Consider the following 19,832-nt stretch of genomic DNA (forward strand, 5'->3'; position numbering starts at 1 on the left):
CCCGTACCGCGGTGGTACGGGCCCTTCGGCGTGTGTACGGCGGGTCAGCCGAGCAGGCCGCCCACCAGACCGGGCCGGCCGGAGGAGGTGCTGCCGCCCGAGTCGCCGCCCGAGCCGGTGCCGCCGGTCGTGCCGCCGCCGCCCGTCGAGCCGCCACCGGTGCTGGTCGGGCCCGCCGTGGTGCTCGGGGCGCCGCCGCCGGCCGGGGAGGACGGGCGGGGCGGAATCCGGCCCGTGGTGCCCTGGGTCTGGCTCGGCGTCGTCGTGGTGGCGCCGGTGCCGCCGCGGCTCGCGCCGGGTGTCTTCGCCGCGCCGGACGGGCCGGTGGTGGCGCCGCTGGCGCCGCCGGGTGCCCTGGAGGCCGGCGGTGACGTCCGCCGGTCCTGGACCGGCTTCCGCGGGAGCGGGGAGCCGGGCAGGTTGTTGCGGGGGGCCTCGCCGGGTCGGGGGACGACCACCCGGCTGGAGTCGCGCACCGCGCCGCCCAGCAGGGAGCCGACGAGCAGGGTGAGGCCCACGGTGACGGCGGTGACCAGGGCGCCGCGGCGCAGGACGTAGCGGCGCAGCTCCCAGATGTCGGAGCGGGGCCCGAGCCGGCGCCAGGCGCTGCCCGCGAGGCGGCCGTCGACGGAGTACACCGGGGCGCCGGCGATGATCAGCGGGGACCAGGCGGCCAGGCAGATGATGTCGGGCGCGTCGTAGGCCGGGACCGTCTTCCAGCTCACGGTGACGATCAGCGCGGCGGAGAGCAGGGCGCCGACGACGGCGGCGACGCGCTGCCAGCAGCCGGCGATGGTCAGGACACCGACGACCACCTGGAGGAAGGCGATGACCAGACCGGAGCCGATGGGGTGGTGCAGCGCGAACTGGCGCAGCGGCTCGGCGACTTCCCACGGGTGCAGGGTGTTGAGCCAGGTGACCATGGAGCCGCGCTTGCCGCCGTCGAAGTACACGGGGTCGCACAGCTTGCCCATGCCGGCGTAGATGGAGATGAAGCCGAGGAAGACGCGCAGCGGGAGCAGGACCACGCCGAGGTTCATGCGGCGGCCCGGGAAGTAGGCGTGCCGGGCCGGGTCGTCGCCGTGCCGCCTGCCGCGGCGGCGGTGTCCGCCGGCCCCCTCGGCGTACTCCTCGTGGTCGTCGGACTCGTCGTCTCCGTAGGCCGGTTCGTCGTAGCCGTGGCCGCCGTATGCCGACTCGGCGTAGCCCGGTTCGTCGTAGGCGCTGCCGCCGCCGCGCAGGGGCGGCAGCAGCCGGGTGCCGCTGTCCGGGGAGGTGCGCTGGTGGCCGACGACGGGGGTCTCCACGGTTCCGTCGAGGCCGTCGTAGGCGCCCGGGTACCCGCTGCCGACGCGCGGGATGACCTGGGTGGCGCCGGCCTCCAGGCCGGTCTCCTCGGCGTGGCGGACGCTGCTGCCCCGCACGGCCTGGAGCAGCCGGTGGGCGCCGGTGTCGTCGGGGGCGGACCTGCCGCTCCACACGACGGGCCGGCGGCGGCCGGCCGCCCCGGCCCGGGCCGCCGCGCCCATGGACGGCACGTGGGCGGTGTCCTGGGCGGCACTCAGGTGCCGGGCGATCCGCGGGGATTGGCTGCGCCTCGACGACGCGCCCAGCTGCACGCGGAAGCTGGCGTGGGTGACGATGACCTGCGCCGGATCACTCGGCACCTTCACCATGCTCAGCGCGGGAGCGTCGTCGAATCCCGACGAGCGGTCCCCCGTGGGTGTGCGGGGTGTTCTGGTGTCCACACTCATCTAACCGAGTGACGTGGAGTTAGGACACTGCCGTGACGGGGCGGATGTGTCCGGACTCCGTCAAAGGTGTCCCGAACGCCCCGTGGGTACCGGAATCCCCCCGTGCGGGTGAAGTCGCGGACGGGTGTTCAGTCCCGTCCGCGCGACGTCACGTCAGCTCCGGCGGCGTGCGGCCTCGTACAGCACGATGCCCGCCGCCACACCGGCGTTCAGCGACTCGGCGCCGCCCGGCATCGGGATGCGCACCCGGAAGTCGCAGGTCTCGCCGACCAGGCGGGACAGGCCCTTGCCCTCGGAGCCGACCACGATGGCCACCGGGCCCGCCAGCGCCTCCAGGTCACCGAGCGCCACCTCGCCGTCGGCGGCGAGGCCGACGACCGTGATGCCGGCCTTCTTGTAGGCCTCAAGGGCGCGGGTGAGGTTGGTGGCGCGGGCGACCGGGGTGCGGGCGGCCGTGCCGGCGGAGGTCTTCCAGGCGCCGGCGGTCATGCCGGCCGAGCGGCGCTCGGGGACGACCACGCCGTGACCGCCGAAGGCGGAGACGGACCGGACGACGGCGCCGAGGTTGCGCGGGTCGGTGACGCCGTCGAGGGCGACGATCAGCGGGTCCTCGCCCTCGTCGTAGGCCGCCTCGGTGAGGTCCTCGGGGTGCGCGTACTCGTACGGCGGGACCTGCAGGACCAGGCCCTGGTGGTTCAGGCCGTTGGTCATCCGGTCCAGTTCCGGGCGCGGGGCCTCCATGAGGTTGATCCCGCCGCGCTCGCCGGCGAGCTGGAGGGCCTCGCGGACACGCTCGTCGTTGTCGATGAACTGCTGCACGTAGAGCGTGGACGCGGGCACGCCCTCGCGCAGCGCCTCGACGACCGGGTTGCGGCCGACGACCAGCTCGGAGGCGGACTTGCCGCCGCGGCCGCGGGCCACGGGGCGGCGCACGGCCTGCTTCGCCTTGGCGTTGGCGATGCGGTTCTTCTTGTGGCCCTTGCGCATCTCGGCGGGCGGGGTCGGGCCCCTGCCTTCGAGGCCCTTGCGCCGCTGGCCGCCACTGCCGACCTGCGCGCCCTTCTTGCCGGACATGCGGCGGTTGTTCGCGGCCATGACCTACCTGTTCTCTGACGGAAGTGTTCGTACGTCTATGCAGTGTGCCGCCCGGAGGCCCGGACGGCACAATCGATCACCGGATCGCCCGCGGGATCAGCGCGGGCCGAGGCTCCAGCGCGGGCCCTGCGGACTGTCCTCGATGACCAGCCCGGCCTGGCCGAGCTGGTCGCGGATGGCGTCGGCGGTGGCCCAGTCCTTGCGGGCGCGGGCGGACTCGCGCTGCCCGAGGACCAGGCGCACGAGACTGTCGACGACACCGTGCAGGTCCTGGCCCCGGTCGCTCTCGCCGGCCCAGTGCGCATCGAGCGGGTCGAGGCCGAGCACGCCGAGCATGGCCCGCACCTCGGCGAGCCGGGCGACGGCGGCCTCCTTGTCGTCGGCGGCCAGCGCGCTGTTGCCCTGCCGGACGGTGGTGTGCACCACGGCGAGCGCCTGCGGGACGCCCAGGTCGTCGTCCATGGCGTCGGCGAACGCGGGCGGGACCTCGGCGGCGGGCTCGACCACTCCCCCGGCAAGCTCCACAACGCGCTGCACGAAGCCCTCGATGCGCGCGAACGCCGACTCGGCCTCGCGCAGCGCCTCCTCGCTGTACTCGATCATCGACCGGTAGTGCGGGGTGCCGAGGTAGTAGCGCAGGACGACCGGGCGCCACTGCCTGACCATCTCGGAGACCAGGACGCTGTTGCCGAGCGACTTGGACATCTTGTCGCCGGCCATGGTGACCCAGGCGTTGTGCACCCAGTACTGGGCGAAGTCGTCGCCGTAGGCCTTGGCCTGGGCGATCTCGTTCTCGTGGTGCGGGAAGATCAGGTCCAGGCCGCCGCCGTGGATGTCGAAGGCGCTGCCCAGGTACTTGTGGGCCATGGCGGAGCACTCCAGGTGCCAGCCGGGCCGGCCGGGGCCCCACGGGGTGGGCCAGGTGGGCTCGCCCGGCTTGGCCGCCTTCCACATGGCGAAGTCGCGCGGGTCGCGCTTGCCGGTCTCTCCCTCGCCGGACGGCTGGAGCAGGTTGTCCAGCTCCTGCCGGGACAGCTCCAGGTAGCGCGGGAAGGACCGTACGTCGAAGTAGACGTTGCCGTCGGACGCGTAGGCGTGGCCGCGCTCGATGAGGCCCTGCATCATCTCGATCATCTCGGTGACGTGGCCGGTCGCACGGGGCTCGTAGGTGGGCGGCAGGCAGCCGAGGGCGGAGTAGCCGTCGTTGAAGGCGCGCTCGTTCTCGTAGCCGATCGACCACCAGGGCCGGTTCTGCTCCTTGGCCTTGGCGATGATCTTGTCGTCGATGTCGGTGACGTTGCGGATGAACGTCACCTCGTAGCCGCGGTACTCGAACCAGCGGCGCATGATGTCGAAGTTCAGGCCGGAGCGGATGTGCCCGATGTGCGGGGCCGCCTGCACGGTGGCGCCACAGAGGTAGATCGAGACGCAACCCGGCTTGAGCGGGGTGAAGTCACGGATCTGCCGGGCGCTGGTGTCGTACAGGCGAATGGTCACCACTCCAGGGTAGTGGCCCCGGAGTGGTGCCTCGTGCCGGTTGGCTAGAACATGCCCACGACCTTCTCGGGCGTGATCCGCACGACCACCCGATCGGCGTCGTCCACGGAGGCCGGGTTGAACTCGGCGTACTTCTTGCCGGTGTACTTCACCGACAGCTCGTCGATGAGGTCGTCGGCGCCGTCGGCGGTGAGCTCGGCGGTGCCCCGGATCTCCCCGTAGACGTAGGGCATCTCGGGGTCCTGGACGACCACGCTCACCCGGGCGTCGCGGTCCAGGTTCTTCTTCTTGCGGCGGTCGACGGTGGTGGAGAACAGGATCTGGTCGCCGTCCCGCTTCACCCATACCGGGGACAGCTGGGGGCTGCCGTCGGGCTGGATCGTGCCGACCACGATGAAGACGGGGCCGTCGAGCAGGGACTTGAGCCGGTCGGACAGGGCGGCGGGCATGGATACCTCCGGGAACGTCGAGTCAGCGGTGGCCCTGCGGGTACCCTCGCACGCCCTCAGCGCACCCGCACCACGAGCGCGGTCGCGACCGCCATCAGCCCCTCCTCGCGCCCGGGGAAGCCGAGCCCGTCCGTCGTCGCGCCGGACACCGACACCGGCGCACCGGCCGCCTCGGAGAGGATCTTCTGCGCCTCTTCCCGCCGCTTTCCGATCTTGGGGCGGGGCCCGACGACCTGGACGGCGACGTTGCCGATGGTGAACCCGGCCTCCCGGACGATGCGGGCGGCCTCGGTGAGCAGGGTGACGCCGGAGGCGCCGGACCACTCGGGGCGGCCGGTGCCGAAGTGCTGTCCGAGGTCGCCGAGGCCGGCCGCGGAGAACAGCGCGTTGCAGGCGGCGTGGGCGACGACGTCGGCGTCGGAGTGCCCGGCCAGGCCCGGCCCCGCGCCCTCCCACTTCAGGCCGGCGCACCACAGCTCGCGGCCGTCCTCGAAGGCGTGGATGTCGGTGCCGATGCCCACCTGGGGCAGTACCGGGGTGTCAGAAGCCATCGTTGAGCCTCCTGCGGGCCAGGACCGCCTCGGCGAGGACGAGGTCGAGCGGGCGGGTGACCTTGAAGGCCTCCTCGTGACCGGGGACGGTGACGACCCGCAGGCCGAGCTGCTCGACCATGGACGCGTCGTCCGTGACGTCCTCGGTGACCGTCTCGTGGGCGCGGACCAGCGTGCCCCGGTCGAAGCCCTGGGGCGTCTGCACGGCGCGCAGCCGGGACCGCTCGGGCGTGGCCACGACCGGCTCCGGGTCGCCGGGGACGCCGGCCGGCTCGACCTCCTTGACGGTGTCGGCCAGCGGCAGCGCGGGGACGACGGCGGGCGCGCCCTCGCGCACGGCCTCGATGACCGCGTCCACGGTGTCGACGGGGACGAGCGGGCGGGCCGCGTCGTGGACGAGCACCACGCCGTACTCGGGCGGCAGGGCGTCCAGGCCGAGCCGGACCGACTCCTGGCGGCTGTCCCCGCCCGGCACGACGAGGAAGTCGGTGCCCCCGGGCAGGGCGTGCGCGTCGAGCAGGGACTTGGCCTCGGCGGCGCCGTCCGGGGGCGCGACGACGATCACCAGGGAGACGTGGCGGGACGCGGCGAGGGCGCGCACCGCGTGGATCAGCATGGGCGTGCCGTTCAACGTGCGGAGCGCCTTGGGGGCGCCCGGGCCGAGGCGTACGCCGCGGCCGGCGGCGGGAATCACGGCGGCGACGGGGCTCTGCGCGGGCGCGGGGCGCGAATCGTCAGACATCGGTTCCTGTCAGGTTTGTGTGCTCGACCTAGGTGGGTATGGCCTGGAGGAGTGCCGGGCACGACGCTCGACCGGACCCTTCCGTGACCCTGGTCGAGCCTTCTGCCCGGGCCCGGCACACCAAGTATCGGGGGCTTCCCCCGAGTCGAACGGCAGGCCGCTCACGACGGCCCGGCACCGCGGCCGGGACGGCCGGGGACGAACATGCCGCAGCGCCCGGCGACAGGGTGAGTGTCATCGGGCACCGCGGCATTTTCACTGTTCTGAGCGTGCCGAGGGCAGCGGATGCCGCCGGCCGCGCGTCAGGAGGCGAGCACCTCGTCGAGCAGTGCCTCGGCCTTGTCCTCGTTGGTGTTCTCCGCGAGGGCGAGCTCGCTCACCAGGATCTGGCGGGCCTTGGCGAGCATGCGCTTCTCACCGGCGGAGAGTCCGCGCTCGCGCTCGCGACGCCACAGGTCACGCACGACTTCCGCGACCTTGATGACATCGCCGGAGGCGAGCTTCTCCAGGTTTGCCTTGTAGCGACGGGACCAGTTCGTGGGCTCTTCCGCGTACGGCGCGCGCAGTACCTCGAAGACCCGGTCCAGCCCGTCCTGACCGACCACATCACGCACGCCGACGAACTCCGCATTGTCCGCTGGCACACGCACCGTGAGGTCACCCTGGGCGACCTTCAGCACCAAGTAGGTCTTGTCCACGCCTTTGATCTGACGAGTTTCGATGGCCTCGATCAGCGCGGCCCCATGATGGGGATAGACCACGGTGTCGCCAACCTTGAACGTCATGTGACAGGTACCCCTTCCGTGGCTATCCAGGGTAACACGGATACGGCGTGTTCTGAATGGCGTTTTCGCAGGTCAGGGCATATCTCGGGGCTTGACAACAGCAACGCGGACGTGCTGCGAGGGGGCGGGCCGAGCCGGAAGGCGGCGGGAATTCGCAGGTCGGAGGCACTCTCCGGGCGAGGCGAAACACATACGCCACACTCCCGCCGAGCCGCCCCCAGAAGGTGGAACATCCCGATATGTCCACTCCCAAGCGTACGACTTCCGCTACTCCGTTCGGCGACGGAGGCCGGGTCCGGGACGATTCCGGAATTGATCACAAGGGCCGGGAAGGGCGGCGGATGATCAATATCCGGGGTGGTCGCGCATTCCTTCACGTAAATTTCGCGTGCCGTGTCGCCGGCATGCGGACCACGCTGCCGCGGGCGCGTTATGCGAATGCGCGGACCGATCCGGCAATGTGACCGGCGAGTCACTCGTGCCCCCGGGGTACCCCCACCCGGAGGCAAGCCGGGCGCTTGGGGGAGGGTCGGGTGCGGTCCCGCCGGAACGGCTCGGTAACCTAAGGCCGCTGACAGACACTTAGGGTGGCTTTATACGGGAGCCGCCCGCGCGTTCAAGGAGATGCCGCCGCCGTGAGCAGCAGCCTTCGACGCGGCGCCCTCGGCGCCGCCGCCATCGCCTTCTCGGTCGCCTCGCTCGCCGCGTGCGGCTCCGGCAACGACGCCCAGACCCTGCAGATCAAGCCGGACAACGCGGCCACCAGCGTCGGCAGCATCAAGGTCCAGAACGCCACGGTCATCACCCAGCCCGACCTGACGTCGACCGGGCCGGCCGTCGTGTCCGCGACCATCTTCAACACCGGCAAGACCGCCCAGACCCTGCAGTCGATCGCCCTTCCCGGCACCGGCAAGACCGCCACGCTGCACCCCGCCAAGGGCCAGAGCCTGACCATCCCGCCGATGGGCTCGCTGATCCTCGGCGGCAAGGACAACGCCTCCGCGGTGCTGGAGAGCAGCCGCGGGGCGGTCCGGGACGGCAACGCCCAGAAGATCACCTTCACCTTCGACAAGACCGGTGACGTGAGCCTGCGCGCCTTCGTGGTACCGGCCACCAGCTACTTCAGCGGCTGGGGCCCGAGCGAGGTCCCGTCCGCCTCGGCCTCGGCGGCCCCGGGCCCGGAGGCCTCCGGCAAGGGCAAGCCGGGCAAGGGGAGCGCCTCCGCGAGCGCCTCGGACGCCGCGGACGTCTCGGGCGGTGACGCCTCCGGCGCCGACGCCGCCGGCGCCACCCCGAGCGACTCCGCCTCGCAGTCGGCCGCCGGCCACTGAGCGGGCAGGCATGACGGAGGGCGGCACCCCGTGCGGGGCGCCGCCCTCCTTCGTACTGCCGCGCGTAAGGCCTACGGCTCGAACTTGTAGCCCAGGCCCCGCACCGTCACCAGGTACCGCGGCGCGCCCGGGTCGGGCTCGATCTTGGCGCGCAGGCGCTTGACGTGGACGTCGAGGGTCTTGGTGTCGCCCACGTAGTCGGCGCCCCACACGCGGTCGATGAGCTGCATGCGGGTCAGGACCCGGCCCGCGTTGCGCAGCAGCATCTCCAGCAGGTCGAACTCCTTCAGCGGGAGGTCCACCTTGGAGCCGGAGACCGTCACCACGTGCCGGTCGACGTCCATGCGGACCGGTCCCGCCTCCAGGGCGGCCGGGGTGACCTCCTCCGGCTCGCCGCGGCGGCGCAGCACCGCGCGGATGCGGGCGACCAGCTCGCGGGAGGAGAAGGGCTTGGTGACGTAGTCGTCGGCTCCTATCTCGAGCCCCACGACCTTGTCGATCTCGCTGTCCTTGGCGGTCACCATGATCACGGGGACGTTGGAGCGGCCGCGCAGCTGACGGCACACCTCCGTGCCGGGCAGGCCCGGCAGCATCAGGTCGAGGAGCACGAGGTCGGCGCCGTTGCGCTCGAACTCGTCGAGTCCGTCGGGGCCGGTGGCCGCGACGGCGACCTCGAAGCCCTCCTTGCGGAGCATGTACGACAGGGCGTCGGAGAAGGACTCCTCGTCCTCGACGACGAGCACTCGGGTCACGGAAGGACCTCCGGGGCGGGAAGCGGTTCGTAAGGAGATGAGTCGGGGGCGCCGCCGTCCTCGTCGTCGAGGTCGGGGTGCTGCTGTGCGCGGTCGCGGGCCGCGCCCGCCTCCGGCAGTCTGAGGGTGAAAGTGGAGCCCTGGCCTTCGGCGCTCCACACCGTGACCTCCCCGCCGTGCGAGGCGACCACGTGCTTGACGATCGCGAGACCCAGACCGGTGCCTCCGGTGGCCCGGGAGCGGGCCGGGTCGACGCGGTAGAAGCGCTCGAAGATGCGCTCCTTGTCCCGGTCGGAGATGCCGATGCCCTGGTCGGTGACGGCCAGTTCGATCAGGTCGCCGCCCGGGACGGTGATCCGGCGGGCGGCGATGCCGACGCGGGTGCGGGCCGGTGAGTAGTTCACGGCGTTCTCGACCAGGTTGCCGAGGGCGGCGGCGAGCTGGCCCCGGTTGCCCCACACGTGCAGGTCCGCGGTGCCCCCGGCGGCCATCGTGATCTGCTTGGCGCCCGCCTGGTGGCGGCAGCGGTCGACGGCCTCGGCGACCAGCTCGTCCACCCGCACCGGCTCGGCGTCCTCGAGGGGGTCGTCGTTCTGGACCCGGGACAGGTCGATGAGCTCCTGGACCAGGTTGGTCAGCCGGGTCGCCTCGATCTGCATGCGGCCGGCGAAGCGCTCGACGGCCTCGGGGTCGTCGGAGGCGTCCATGACGGCCTCGGAGAGCAGCGAGAGCGCGCCGACAGGGGTCTTCAGCTCATGGCTCACGTTGGCCACGAAGTCACGCCGTACGGCCTCGATCCTGCGGGCCTCGGTCAGGTCCTCGACCAGCAGCAGGACCAGCCGGGAGCCGAGCGGGGCCACGCGCGCGGAGACGGCGAGCGCCTCGCCGCGTCCGGTGCCCCGCCGGGGCAGGTCCAGTTCGACCTGGCGTATCTCGCCGTCGCGTCTGGTGTCCCGGGCCATCTGCAGCATCGGCTCGACCGAGAGCTTGCCGCCGCGGACCAGCCCGAGGGCGTACGCGGCGGAGCTGGCCTTGACGACGGCGTCGCCCTCGTCGAGGACGACGGCCGAGGAGCTGAGCACGGACAGCACGGTGTCCACGCCGGGCGGGAGTACGGCATCGGTGTGCAAGGAAGTCCTGGTGGGTCGCTTCTGGTCGCGTTCGCTCCAGCGGAACGCCAGCATGGCGATGACGCCGGTCAGCACCCCGGCGATCGCTGCCGCTGCGGCGACCGCCGCGTTCACGTCCATGCCACAAGGTTAGGCACGCGCGACGACCTGACCACAGCCGTCGCAGTGCGACCTCGAACACTCGTCGCCCAGAGTTCACCTTGGAGCCAGTGGTGGTTCATTTGGGGTGGCGGAAACGGACGCGTACGGGGCAGAACGTGGGAGCGTGGGGTTCACACCGCCGGTCACGCCACGGGGCGCCTGGTGTCACGGCCCCCGGAACCCCGAAGGAAGCACGTACGAGAGGGAATCCTGATGCGGGACGCGTACCACGAGGAACTTGACTCGATCGGCGACAGCCTGGTGGAGATGGCCCGGCTGGTCGGGTCGGCGATCGGGCGCGCCACGACCGCCATCCTCGACACCGACCTGAAGCTGGCCGAGAACGTGATCGAGGCCGACCAGAAGGTCGACGAACTCCAGCACGACCTGGAGGCCCGGGCCATAGCCCTGCTCGCCCGCCAGCAGCCGGTCGCGACCGACCTGCGGATCGTCGTCACGTCGCTGCGCATGTCGGCCGACCTGGAGCGCTCCGGCGACCTCGCCCAGCACGTGGCGAAGCTGGCCCGGCTGCGCTTCCCCGAGCGCGCGGTCCCGCACGACCTGCACGCCACGATCCTGGAGATGGGCCAGCTCGCCCAGCGCCTGATGGCGAAGGCGGCCGAGGTGCTCGTCACCAAGGACGTCGACCTCGCGCTGCAACTGGAGCAGGACGACGACGACATGGACCTGCTGCACCGCACCCTGTTCCAGCACCTGATCGACGACCGCTGGAAGCACGGCATCGAGACGGCCGTCGACGTCACCCTGCTGGGCCGGTACTACGAGCGGTACGCCGACCACGCGGTGGCCGTCGCCAAGCGGGTCGTCTATCTGGTGACGGGCGAGCACGCCGACCTCCTCCAGCAGGACATCAAGCCGGTGACCGGGATCGAGGGGGCTTAAGGCCCCCGCGGCCCGGCCCCGGGGCGTGCGCGGCCTGCCGTCCGGGTCGTGCCGGGCTCGCGGGGAGGCGGAGCCGAGCGGGCGGACGCCTCGATGCGCCGTTGATGCGCCCGGCGGAACGGGCATGAAATGGGCGAAGGCATCTCGCCGAGCCTCTGAGGAGGGGACCCATGGCCGAATCCCCCGGCACCACGCCCGACCCCACGCAAGCGCGCGAGTCGGACCAGCCCACCGAGAGCAGGCACCTCCCGCTCGTCGCCGCGTGCGGCTGCGGGTCGGGCTGTGGCTGCGGGTGCCAGTCGGGCGCTCCCTGCCAGTGCGGCTGACCCGGAACGAAGTCCGAAGGCCGGTGCGAACCCGTTTCGCACCGGCCTTCGGCGTCCCCGGCCCCGCGCGCAGGGCTCAGGGACCGCGTGCCCTGCGGTGCAGGTCCTCCAGCGCGTCCAGGACGGTGGTCGTCCGGTACCAGTCCAGCCAGGCGCCGGCCTCCCGGGCGACGGTGTCCAGGGCGACGAACTCGGCGCCGGTGAAGGCGTGGCCGGGCTGGGCGTGATGGGTGGAGAGCATGCCCTGGGCGCGGCCGGCGGGGCCGGGGATGGGCGTGCACTGCACCGAGCGGCTGTGCGCGGCGAGCGTCGCGGCACGTGAGGGCTCGTCGAACTCCGGGGCGCTGGCCACGTCGTCCACCACGATCCGCTCGCTCTTGCGGACCGCGTGGCCGCACGGGGTGGCGGTGCCGTCGACCAGCGCGAAGAAGTGCACGAACTCGGCGGGGAAGCCGCAGTGGGACTCCATCCGCAGCGTGTTGTCGCTGGGGTCGAGGAGCTGCACGTTGGCCATGTCGGTACGGGTGATCGCGCAGACGGTGTCCCGGAGCGCGTCGAGGAACGCGGACAGCCGCCGCGCCCGGCCGGCGGACGGCAGCAGGAAACCGACGGCGGGCTCGGCGGGGTGCTCCCGGCCGGGGAACCACGCCTCGCCGAGCCCTGGCGCCGCGGCCCGCGCCAGGACCCCGGCCAGCCAGACCGTCCGCATCCCGTGCCGTCGGGCCACCGTGCGCAGCAGCGCGCCGGCGGTGTCCGCGCCAGGGAGGCCGTAGCGCTCCATGAGCAGGCCCTGCGCGCGGGCGACCAGGGCGTGCGCCAGCAGGCGGTGCCGCAGTTCCACCGCGTCGGTGCGCGCGAACGGCGACCCGGGCAGCGGCGCCGCCGCGGCCGCGGAGATCACCGCGGCGAGCGCATCGGACACCGACGCGTACAGCTCGGGCCCGGCACGGCCGGCCGGCTCGCGGGCCGCCCGGGTCCGGGCGAGCACGGCGGCGGCCTGCGCGGTGCATCCGGTCAGGCGCAGCGGGCGGCCCTGGGCGGCCGCCTCCTCGGCGAACCGGTACAGGATCTCGGCACCGGCGGGCTCCAGCCGGTACAGGCCGGTCAGGTCGACGACGAGCTGGGCGGGGCCCGGCGCGGCGAGAGCGGAGGCGAGAGCGGCACCGGTCGTGGTGTCGGCGACACCGTGCACGGCGATCACCGTCAGCCTGCCGTGGACCAGTCCGGGGACCGCCAGGTCCGCCACGGTCTCGCAGGAGAACTGCTGCATGGCCGCTCCCTCGCTGGGGGGCCACGGGACCTGCGGGTCTCGCTGCCGGGTTCCTCCCGGCACCTATCAGCGTAGTCGTGTGCGGGTGGGACGGCAGGTCCGAGCCGTCCGTCTCTCGCGCCGGGGTGTCAGCTCCGGGTCGCGAGCACGTCGTCCGGGGTGAGGGTGCGCCGGATCAGCGCGTGCGCGGTGTCGACCAGGCGCCGGCGCCGGCCCGCCGAGTAGGCGCGCAGCACGCCGTGGGCCTCCGCCAGGGGGAGGCCGGACACCTCGGCGATCATCCCGGTGGCCATGCTGACCGCCGCGCGGCCGGCCAGCGCGGCCTGGACGCTGCCGGCGACGTCGGCGGAGCGCAGCGGCTCCGGGGACCAGTTGACCAGCGCGACGGCCGACACGTCCGCGAGCGCCTGGGCCAGGTCAAGGTCGACCGGGGCCAGCCCGCCCGGCTCGCGCAGCAGCAGGTTGACTGCGCCGACGGTCTGACCGTGGACGCGCAACGGCAGCGCGTGCGCCGCGCGAAAACCGATCTCCAGGGCGAACGGGACGACCTGGGGCCAGCGGCCGGCGTCGGCGGCCATGTCACGGACGTCGACGCGGTGGCCCTCTCGGTAGCAGTCCAGGCAGGGACCCTGGTCCGTCTGGAGCTGGAACAGCTCGAGGAAGCCGGCCTGGTCGTCGGTGACCGCGAGCGTGCGCAGGTCGCCTCGGGCGGAGACGACCATGATGCCGACCGCGTCGGCGCCGGTGATCTCGACGCAGCGCTGTGCCAGCCGGTCCACGAGCACGACGGGGTCGATGTCGTCGGCGAAGGAGTCGGCCAGCCCGACGAGCGCCTGGGCGAGCTGCTGTTCCCGGCTCATGAGCGGTCACCGTCCCTTCCCTGGTCGTCGTCACGGCCATCCCGCTCCGCTCGGAAGCGGAGCCTGCGGGCCAGGACGTCCCGGGCCACCTGGCTGACCGTACGGCCCTCGGCGAAGGCGCGGGCGCGCATCCGGTCCAGGGCCTGCTCGGGGTCCGCGTCGATCTGCACCATCACCATGCCGACGGCCTGGTAGACCTCGGTGTGGTCGGCTTCCGAGGCCTCCACCCAGGACGCTACCGCTTCCTGCGCCTCGTCCTCGGCGCCGTCGTAGGCGGGCTGCACGCTCATCAGGGCGTACGTGACCGCGTCGCGCACCCACAGCGCGGTCCGCAGGTCGGGTTCGGCGAGGCCGCCCACCCGGTCGCAGTACAGATCGAGGGTGCCGACCGCGGCTCCGCCGACCCCCAGGGGCAGCGAGAACACGGCGAGCACACCCATCTCGGCCGCCTCGTGCGCGAAGACCGGCCAGCGCCGGGCGTCACGCCCCGCGGTCAGATCGGCGGCGATCACCGGGGCGCCCTGCTCGAGGGCGGTCTGGCAGGGCCCGTCGCCCAGGGTGTACTGCAGCTCGGCGAGCCGCGCCGCGACCCGGTCGCTGGCGCACCAGGTCATCTGCACCCCGCGCCCCCCGGAGATCGACACGGAGGCGCCGGTCACCGGCAGCAGCCGTACGCACGCCGCGCACAGCGCCTCCGGCATCCGCTCCGGGTCGTCGCGCACCCCGCGAGCGGCGGCGGCCAGCGCGTCGGTGACCCGCAGCCGGTCCCGGACGTCGGGCGGCACACCACCGCCGTCCGGCTGGTCGGGCTGCTCGGGCGGCATGGTCATCACCCCCGTCGGGCCAGGCGGTCAGCAGACATGATCCCTCAGTATCCCGTCCCCGGGCCGCGGTCCGGGGGCGCTACGGGAGCCGGGTTCCCTTCTGGCGAGAAGTAGCCCGGATGAGGGGAAGCGGTACGGGAAATCGCCCCGCCCGCCTCCGGAGCCGCCCGGCCCGCCGGGTTCACCGGTTCGCGGACGCCGCCACGACCCCGTAGGTGACCAGCCCGTAGGCGAGGTGCGGGACCACGTCCGAGGCCCAGTCCACCGCGGACCACGTCCGGGGGTCGCTCACTCCGAGCGCGGCGATCGGCGCGTCGGCCGCCGCCATCGCCAGGGCCCCGGTGAGCGGCCCGCCCAGCCACACCGGCAGGCGCGCTCCCGCCCGGTGGGCCAGTGCCACGGCCACGCCGGCCGCGACGCCCACGGCGATGCCCGACAGCGCTCCGAGCCCGGTGAGCCGGTTCTCCCGCCCCTCCGACTCCGGGACCGGGTGCCCGAGTCCCGAGCTGACCTTCTCCACCACGGCCTCGGGTGTCCCGCTGGAGGGCCGTCCCCGCAGCGCCATGTCCGCGTACGAAACGGCGTTCAGCGCGGTGGTGCCGGCGGCCCCCGCGGCACACCCCCACAGGATGCTTCGGATCATGCGGCTACGGGTTTCCAGAACCCGCGCGGCCGAACCGCCGCCGGCCGCACGGTCACCGGAGCGGACCAAGGACGGACCGGGCGCAGGACCGGGCGGCGGTGGTGGCGTACGGACCGAGCGGCGGGGGTGGCGTCCCGACCGGGCGGCGGGAGTGGCGTCCCGACCGGGCGGCGGGAATGGCGTCCCGACCGGGCGGCGGGTCAGGTGTCCGCGCGCCGGAACGCCGCCGCCACGTCCAGCGCGACCCGGGCCGCCCGCCGCGCGGCTTCCGTCTGCTTGGCCTTCTTATCGACGGACATCTCCTCGTCACCGAGGTCGCTGACGCACTTGAGCATCGCCCCGCCCACGAAGTCCTTCGCCTTGAACGCCTCCCAGATCGCGTGCAGCACGCCGTGCCCCTCGGTCTCCACCCCGGCGATGTCCGGGGACATGGCGAGCAGTTCGGCGCGGAGCGCGGAGTCGCGCCAGGCGATCACCTTCTCGCCGCTCGCGAAGTCCTTCACGTGCAGCTCGCCGCCGCCCAGCGACGCCTCCAGCCGGCCCAGGTTGTCCAGCCGCGTGACGAGCCGCAGCACCTGAGGGTCCGTCCGGTAGACCTGCGGCCGCAGGCCGCCGCCCTCCGGGCGCACCTTCTCCGGGCCGTAGTCGAAGACCTCCCGCGCCAGGAGCACGTCGTGGATCGACACCCCGCGTTCGCCGAAGCCGCCGCACACCCCGACCAGGAGCACCAGGTCCGGCCGGAACGCGGACAGCAGCTCGCGGGTCACCGCCGCCGCCGACTGGCCGCCCTGGTCGGTGGCCTGCGTGGTGACCACCCGGACGGGGGGCTGCCCTTCGGGCCCCAGCTCGAAGACGTCGTAGTACCGCCCGTCGCGCTGCACGTCGGTCGGGGTGATGCCGCGCTCGCCGAGCACGCGGAAGAGCGCCTTGGTCTCCACGGGCACCGCCGTCAGCAGGGCGACGTGGTACTCGTCGCCGCCGGCGTCACTGGGCACGGTCACTTCGAACCTCGACTTCTGTCGGTCGCGGAACCCGGCGAGCACCGCCGCGGGGTCGCGGTTGAACGACTCGACGCAGGCCTGTACGCGCCTGCGCTCGGCCAGGTGCTCCCGCTCGACGTCCAGTCCCGTCGCCAGGTACGGGTTCTCCGGCGGCTCGTCGCCCACCAGCTCCACGATGCGGGCGAAGACCCGCTCCGCGACGGGCAGCGGAAGCAGGCGGAGCTGGATGAGCGGGGGGATGACCGTCGGCCGGTAGGTGGTCTTGGCCACGAGCAGCCGGACGAGGCTCGGGAGCAGGGCCTCGGTGTATTCGGGGCGGTCGGCGGCGGCCCGTACGACGGCGGCCGCCGCGACGCCCAGCACACCCGCGTCGCTGTCCCGGGGCCGCTTGTCCGGCCGTGGGATCTCGGGCGCGATGGTGAACTTGATCAGGTCCGGATCCGCCTGCCCGGCCCGGGCCAGCCCTTCGAGGGCCGTCGTGCGGTTCAGCGGGTCCTTGTCCCGATGGATCACGCCGGTCAGCCAGCTCTTCGTCTCCGGGGTGATCTCCCGGTGGGCCACCAGGCCGATGATGGCCCCGCGCAGCGCGCGCCGGTCCCGGTCACGGGCCTTGAACCGAAGCCGGTCGGCGACCTTGGTGATCCACGCCTCGTCCCCGGTGTCCAGGTGGCTGAGCGAGCCCACGGCGGCGCGCCGGGTCAGAGGGGTCTCCTCGGGGTTGTCGATGGTGGCCCGCAGGGCGTCCGCCGCCGCCGGGTCGCCCAGGTGCCCCAGCGCGTTCGCGGCCGAGCCGCGCGCCTTGCCGACGGGGTCGCGGACGAGCGTCTCGATGAGCGGGGCCAGGGCGCCGGGGTCCCCGATGTGGCCGAGGGCGTTGGCGGCCGCCCCCCTGGTCTGGCCGTCGGTGTCCTCGGCGAGGGCGGTGACGAGCGCGTCCAGGGCGCCGGGGTCCCCGATACGGCCGAGGGCGGTGGCGGCCGCCCCCCTGGTGTAGCTGTCGGTGTCCTCGGCGAGCGCGGTGGTCAGCGCCTCCAGGGCGGCCGGGTGGCCGATGAGACCGAGGGCGTTGGCGGCCGAACCCCGGACCTTGGCGCCGCTGTCGTTGAGGGCGGCGGTGAGCGCGTCGACGGCGCGGGGGTCCCCGATCCGGCCGAGTGCGGTGGCGGCCGTTCCCCTGGTGTAGCCGTCGGTGTCCTCGGCGAGCGCGGTGGTCAGCGCCTCCACCGCGGCCGGGTGGCCGATGAAGCCCAGGGCGTTGGCGGCCGAACCCCGGATGATGGGGTACGGGTCGTTGAGGGTGGCGGTGAGCGCGTCGATGGCGCCGGGGTCCCCGATCCGGCCGAGCGCGTCGGCGGCCGCACCCCTGGTGTAGCCGTCGGTGTCCTCGGCGAGCGCGGTGGTCAGCGCCTCCACCGCGGCCGGGTGGCCGATGAGACCGAGGGCCTTGGCGGCCGAACCCCGGACGTTGGGGGTCGAGTCGGTGGCGAGGGCGCCGGTCAGCGCGGGCACCGCCCCGGGGTCCCCGATACGGCCGAGGGCGTCGGCGGCCGACCCCCGGACCCCGGCGTCCTCCTCGTCGGCGAGGGCGGTGCTCAGCGCGGGCAGCGCCTGGGGACTGCCGATCTGGCCGAGGGCGTTGGCGGCCGAACCCCGGACACCGACCTCGGCGTCGCCGGCGAGGGCGATGCTCAGCGCGGGCACCGCCTGGAAGTCGCCGATGTGCCCGAGGGCGTTCGCGGCCGAACCCCGGACACTGACCTCCTCGTCGCCGGCGAGGGCGTCGATCAGCACGGGCACCGCCTGCGGGTTACCGATGTGACCCAGGGCGTACGCGGCCGAACCCCGGACACCGCCCACGTCGTCGCCGGCGAGGGCTTCGACCAGCACGGGCACCGCCTGCGGATGCCCGATCTCACCGAGCGCCTTGGCCGCCGAACCGCGGACGGCGCCGTCCGGGTCGGTCCCGGCGGTCCCCAGGAGCGCGGGGACGGCCCGGTGCGAGCCGATGCGTCCGAGCGCGGTGGCGCAGGCGCCGCGGACCCAGGCGTCCGAGTCCATCAGCATGGTCGTGCACAGGTCGTCGACGTCCGGCTCACCGCCGTTGCTGCCCAGCCAGTTGGCGCTGCGGCGGCGCGCGGCCGGATCGGACTCCGCGCGCAGCCAGGCCCGCCGCTTCGCGGCCGCGTCCTTGTCGCGGTCCCGTCCGTCCTGGGCCGGCACCTTCTTGTTGCGCTCGTGCCTGCGGCGCAGCCGCTGCAGCGTCAGGGCGTCCAGCGCGCCGTTGCGCAGGGTGTCCAGGACGCTGTCGGCGAGCTGCGGGGCCCTGGCGTTGAGCGCCCGCAGCAGGCCGCGCTGGAGCCCGTCGCGCAGCACGGTCGGAGGCAGACCGGCCAGCGCACCGGCCAGGCGGTCGCGTATCTGGCGTCCCTGTTCGAAGCAGCTGCCGAGCTGTCGCCACAACGCCCCGCGCACCTCGTCGCCCAGGACACCCCGGTTGGCCACGAGGACGTCCACGAGCAGTTCGGGCGGCAACGGCCTGGCGTCGGGTGCGAGCAGGCCGAGCACGGCGCTGTCCGGATCGGTCTGGAGACCGACCCAGTCGCCCAGGCACTGGTCGAGGAAGGCGGGGTCCAGCACGAAGGGCGGCGGGTCGGTGCGCTGCCAGGCGAGGGCCAGTCCGAAGTCCACGAAGGCCGGGTGGACGAGGCTGTACTGGCCGCCCGGCGCGTCGGCGACCGGCTCCACCATCTGCGTCTGCAGGAAGGCCTGCACCGCCTGGGCCGTCTCACGCTCGTCGTCCCAGACCTGGCCGAGCAGCGCCTTCACGTCCCGGTCGACGAAGTCCGCGTTGCCCTTGCCGGAGGTGATCGCGGCCAGCGCCGCCGCGCACAGCGTCGCCTCCATGCCGGGCCCGCGTTCCGCCTCGCCCTCGTCCGCCGTGCCGGACCCGATGCCGCCGCCGGGCCGGACCATGGTCTCCCGGAGCAGGTCCGCCCGGCTGCGCGGGATCCTGCGGCCCTTGACGGACCGTGTGCCGAGCAGCCAGTCGGTCAGCAGCGACAGCATGAACGGGTTGGACGCCACGCCCAGCATGTCGCCCGACCTGATCTCGTCCAGGGTCTCGGTGGCCGATTCGTCGCGCATCCGCAGGTAGCGCTCGATGTCCTGCTCGTCCAGCGGTTCGATCGACACGGTCTCGACGTCGCGCAGCAGCGTCGAGTCCAGGTCCTCCGAGTCGCTGCGGGAGGTCGCCAGCACCGTGAAGTCGTGCGAACCCGTCAACAGCCGGCGTACGAAGCTCCACTTGGGGGTGCCGGCGAACTCACGCTTCAGCTCGTTCAGGGCGTCGACCAGGAAGACCACGCGGTGCTTCTTGACGTGGGCCTTCCACAGAACCGGGTCGAGGCCCGTCGGGCGGAACTCCCCCGCGAACGCCTCGACGGTGAGGCCGGTCACCTCGAGGTCCCTGAGCATGCGGTTGTCGACGACGGCGCAGGGGGTCTCCCGGTCCAGCAGCGCCATCGCGTACTGCTGGACGGCGGTGCTCTTGCCGCTGCCGGCACCGCCCGTGATCAGCCATGTCTTGGCGATCGGATCGTACTTGGGCCGGTACGAGGGCAGTTGGTCGAGAAGCGCGTCGAACCCCAGGCGCTCGGGGGACTCGTCGGCGGAGTCACGGACCCGGAAAGTGGGGCGGAGATAGTGCCGGACGGTCTTGCTCGCCAGCCTCGCGCGCATCGCGCTGTACGGCGAACCACTCATCCGTCCCTCGCGCCCG

General features: G+C 73.3%; 16 protein-coding genes. 2 read left to right on the plus strand and 14 right to left on the minus strand.

What is annotated here, in order from left to right; genetic code table 11:
- Positions 1 to 44: 44 nt before the first annotated feature.
- From ACFQ9Z_RS29235 to ACFQ9Z_RS29265, 7 genes are all read right to left on the minus strand, one after another.
- Positions 45 to 1,754, minus strand: coding sequence for a DoxX family protein (locus ACFQ9Z_RS29235; protein ID WP_383025370.1), 1,710 nt, complete (start codon positions 1,752 to 1,754; stop codon positions 45 to 47).
- Positions 1,755 to 1,907: 153 nt separating this feature from the next.
- Entirely contained in the window at positions 1,908 to 2,849 is a 942-nt protein-coding gene (gene rlmB / locus ACFQ9Z_RS29240; protein WP_383025374.1) for a 23S rRNA (guanosine(2251)-2'-O)-methyltransferase RlmB, read from the minus strand.
- A 96-nt stretch (positions 2,850 to 2,945) separates the two neighbouring features.
- Complete coding sequence (cysS, locus tag ACFQ9Z_RS29245; protein ID WP_383025378.1) at positions 2,946 to 4,346, minus strand: cysteine--tRNA ligase; 1,401 nt, start codon at positions 4,344 to 4,346, stop codon at positions 2,946 to 2,948.
- 44 nt (positions 4,347 to 4,390) lie between these two features.
- Entirely contained in the window at positions 4,391 to 4,795 is a 405-nt protein-coding gene (locus tag ACFQ9Z_RS29250) for a PPOX class F420-dependent oxidoreductase (RefSeq protein ID WP_383025382.1), read from the minus strand.
- A 56-nt stretch (positions 4,796 to 4,851) separates the two neighbouring features.
- Entirely contained in the window at positions 4,852 to 5,346 is a 495-nt protein-coding gene (gene ispF, locus ACFQ9Z_RS29255) for a 2-C-methyl-D-erythritol 2,4-cyclodiphosphate synthase (RefSeq protein ID WP_383025385.1), read from the minus strand.
- Positions 5,336 to 6,088, minus strand: coding sequence for a 2-C-methyl-D-erythritol 4-phosphate cytidylyltransferase (gene ispD / locus ACFQ9Z_RS29260; protein ID WP_383025389.1), 753 nt, complete (start codon positions 6,086 to 6,088; stop codon positions 5,336 to 5,338). Before ispD ends, ispF begins: the two co-directional genes overlap by 11 nt.
- A gap of 302 nt (positions 6,089 to 6,390) precedes the next feature.
- The gene (locus tag ACFQ9Z_RS29265) at positions 6,391 to 6,873 is read right to left on the minus strand and encodes a CarD family transcriptional regulator (protein ID WP_003953493.1); all 483 of its coding nucleotides are present in this window, start codon (positions 6,871 to 6,873) and stop codon (positions 6,391 to 6,393) included.
- A gap of 635 nt (positions 6,874 to 7,508) precedes the next feature.
- Between ACFQ9Z_RS29265 and ACFQ9Z_RS29270 the strand changes: the two genes are divergently transcribed.
- A complete protein-coding gene (locus ACFQ9Z_RS29270) occupies positions 7,509 to 8,204 on the plus strand; it encodes a DUF461 domain-containing protein (RefSeq protein ID WP_383025392.1) in 696 nt (231 codons plus the stop codon).
- Positions 8,205 to 8,275: 71 nt separating this feature from the next.
- Here the strand turns inward: ACFQ9Z_RS29270 and ACFQ9Z_RS29275 are convergent, their stop codons facing one another.
- The gene (locus tag ACFQ9Z_RS29275; protein ID WP_010358452.1) at positions 8,276 to 8,956 is read right to left on the minus strand and encodes a response regulator transcription factor; all 681 of its coding nucleotides are present in this window, start codon (positions 8,954 to 8,956) and stop codon (positions 8,276 to 8,278) included.
- Positions 8,953 to 10,206 (minus strand): sensor histidine kinase, encoded by a 1,254-nt coding sequence (locus ACFQ9Z_RS29280; protein WP_383025396.1) that lies wholly within the window; start codon positions 10,204 to 10,206, stop codon positions 8,953 to 8,955. The genes ACFQ9Z_RS29275 and ACFQ9Z_RS29280 overlap by 4 nt, the downstream gene beginning before the upstream one ends.
- Before the next feature lie 234 nt (positions 10,207 to 10,440).
- Here ACFQ9Z_RS29280 and phoU point away from each other — a divergent pair, with 234 nt between their 5' ends.
- Complete coding sequence (gene phoU, locus ACFQ9Z_RS29285; protein WP_383025400.1) at positions 10,441 to 11,130, plus strand: phosphate signaling complex protein PhoU; 690 nt, start codon at positions 10,441 to 10,443, stop codon at positions 11,128 to 11,130.
- A 402-nt stretch (positions 11,131 to 11,532) separates the two neighbouring features.
- On the opposite strand, the gene ACFQ9Z_RS29290 is transcribed toward phoU, so the two are convergent.
- The 5 genes from ACFQ9Z_RS29290 to ACFQ9Z_RS29310 form a co-directional block, all read right to left on the minus strand.
- A complete protein-coding gene (locus ACFQ9Z_RS29290) occupies positions 11,533 to 12,726 on the minus strand; it encodes an ANTAR domain-containing protein (protein ID WP_383025405.1) in 1,194 nt (397 codons plus the stop codon).
- A gap of 128 nt (positions 12,727 to 12,854) precedes the next feature.
- Entirely contained in the window at positions 12,855 to 13,586 is a 732-nt protein-coding gene (locus tag ACFQ9Z_RS29295) for a GAF and ANTAR domain-containing protein (RefSeq protein WP_383025408.1), read from the minus strand.
- Positions 13,583 to 14,410, minus strand: a complete 828-nt coding sequence (locus tag ACFQ9Z_RS29300) for a GAF and ANTAR domain-containing protein (RefSeq protein WP_383025412.1) — start codon at positions 14,408 to 14,410, stop codon at positions 13,583 to 13,585. The genes ACFQ9Z_RS29295 and ACFQ9Z_RS29300 overlap by 4 nt, the downstream gene beginning before the upstream one ends.
- A 181-nt stretch (positions 14,411 to 14,591) precedes the next feature.
- Positions 14,592 to 15,053, minus strand: a complete 462-nt coding sequence (locus tag ACFQ9Z_RS29305; protein ID WP_383025415.1) for a hypothetical protein — start codon at positions 15,051 to 15,053, stop codon at positions 14,592 to 14,594.
- Between the two features lie 200 nt (positions 15,054 to 15,253).
- A complete protein-coding gene (locus ACFQ9Z_RS29310; protein ID WP_383025418.1) occupies positions 15,254 to 19,816 on the minus strand; it encodes a HEAT repeat domain-containing protein in 4,563 nt (1,520 codons plus the stop codon).
- Between the last annotated feature and the right edge of the window lie 16 nt (positions 19,817 to 19,832).

It is taken from the genome of Streptomyces sp. NPDC056580, assembly GCF_042793175.1.
GTDB lineage: Bacteria > Actinomycetota > Actinomycetes > Streptomycetales > Streptomycetaceae > Streptomyces.

Coding starts and splice junctions, on each gene's coding strand:
- ACFQ9Z_RS29280 (WP_383025396.1), bottom strand. CDS start 10,206: ATGGACGTGAACGCGGCGGTCGCCGCAGCGGCAGCGATCGCCGGGGTG.
- ACFQ9Z_RS29250 (WP_383025382.1), bottom strand. CDS start 4,795: ATGCCCGCCGCCCTGTCCGACCGGCTCAAGTCCCTGCTCGACGGCCCC.
- ACFQ9Z_RS29310 (WP_383025418.1), bottom strand. CDS start 19,816: ATGAGTGGTTCGCCGTACAGCGCGATGCGCGCGAGGCTGGCGAGCAAG.
- phoU (WP_383025400.1), top strand. CDS start 10,441: ATGCGGGACGCGTACCACGAGGAACTTGACTCGATCGGCGACAGCCTG.
- ACFQ9Z_RS29290 (WP_383025405.1), bottom strand. CDS start 12,726: ATGCAGCAGTTCTCCTGCGAGACCGTGGCGGACCTGGCGGTCCCCGGA.
- ACFQ9Z_RS29300 (WP_383025412.1), bottom strand. CDS start 14,410: ATGCCGCCCGAGCAGCCCGACCAGCCGGACGGCGGTGGTGTGCCGCCC.
- ispD (WP_383025389.1), bottom strand. CDS start 6,088: ATGTCTGACGATTCGCGCCCCGCGCCCGCGCAGAGCCCCGTCGCCGCC.
- ACFQ9Z_RS29265 (WP_003953493.1), bottom strand. CDS start 6,873: ATGACGTTCAAGGTTGGCGACACCGTGGTCTATCCCCATCATGGGGCC.
- ispF (WP_383025385.1), bottom strand. CDS start 5,346: ATGGCTTCTGACACCCCGGTACTGCCCCAGGTGGGCATCGGCACCGAC.
- ACFQ9Z_RS29305 (WP_383025415.1), bottom strand. CDS start 15,053: ATGATCCGAAGCATCCTGTGGGGGTGTGCCGCGGGGGCCGCCGGCACC.
- rlmB (WP_383025374.1), bottom strand. CDS start 2,849: ATGGCCGCGAACAACCGCCGCATGTCCGGCAAGAAGGGCGCGCAGGTC.
- ACFQ9Z_RS29295 (WP_383025408.1), bottom strand. CDS start 13,586: ATGAGCCGGGAACAGCAGCTCGCCCAGGCGCTCGTCGGGCTGGCCGAC.
- ACFQ9Z_RS29235 (WP_383025370.1), bottom strand. CDS start 1,754: ATGAGTGTGGACACCAGAACACCCCGCACACCCACGGGGGACCGCTCG.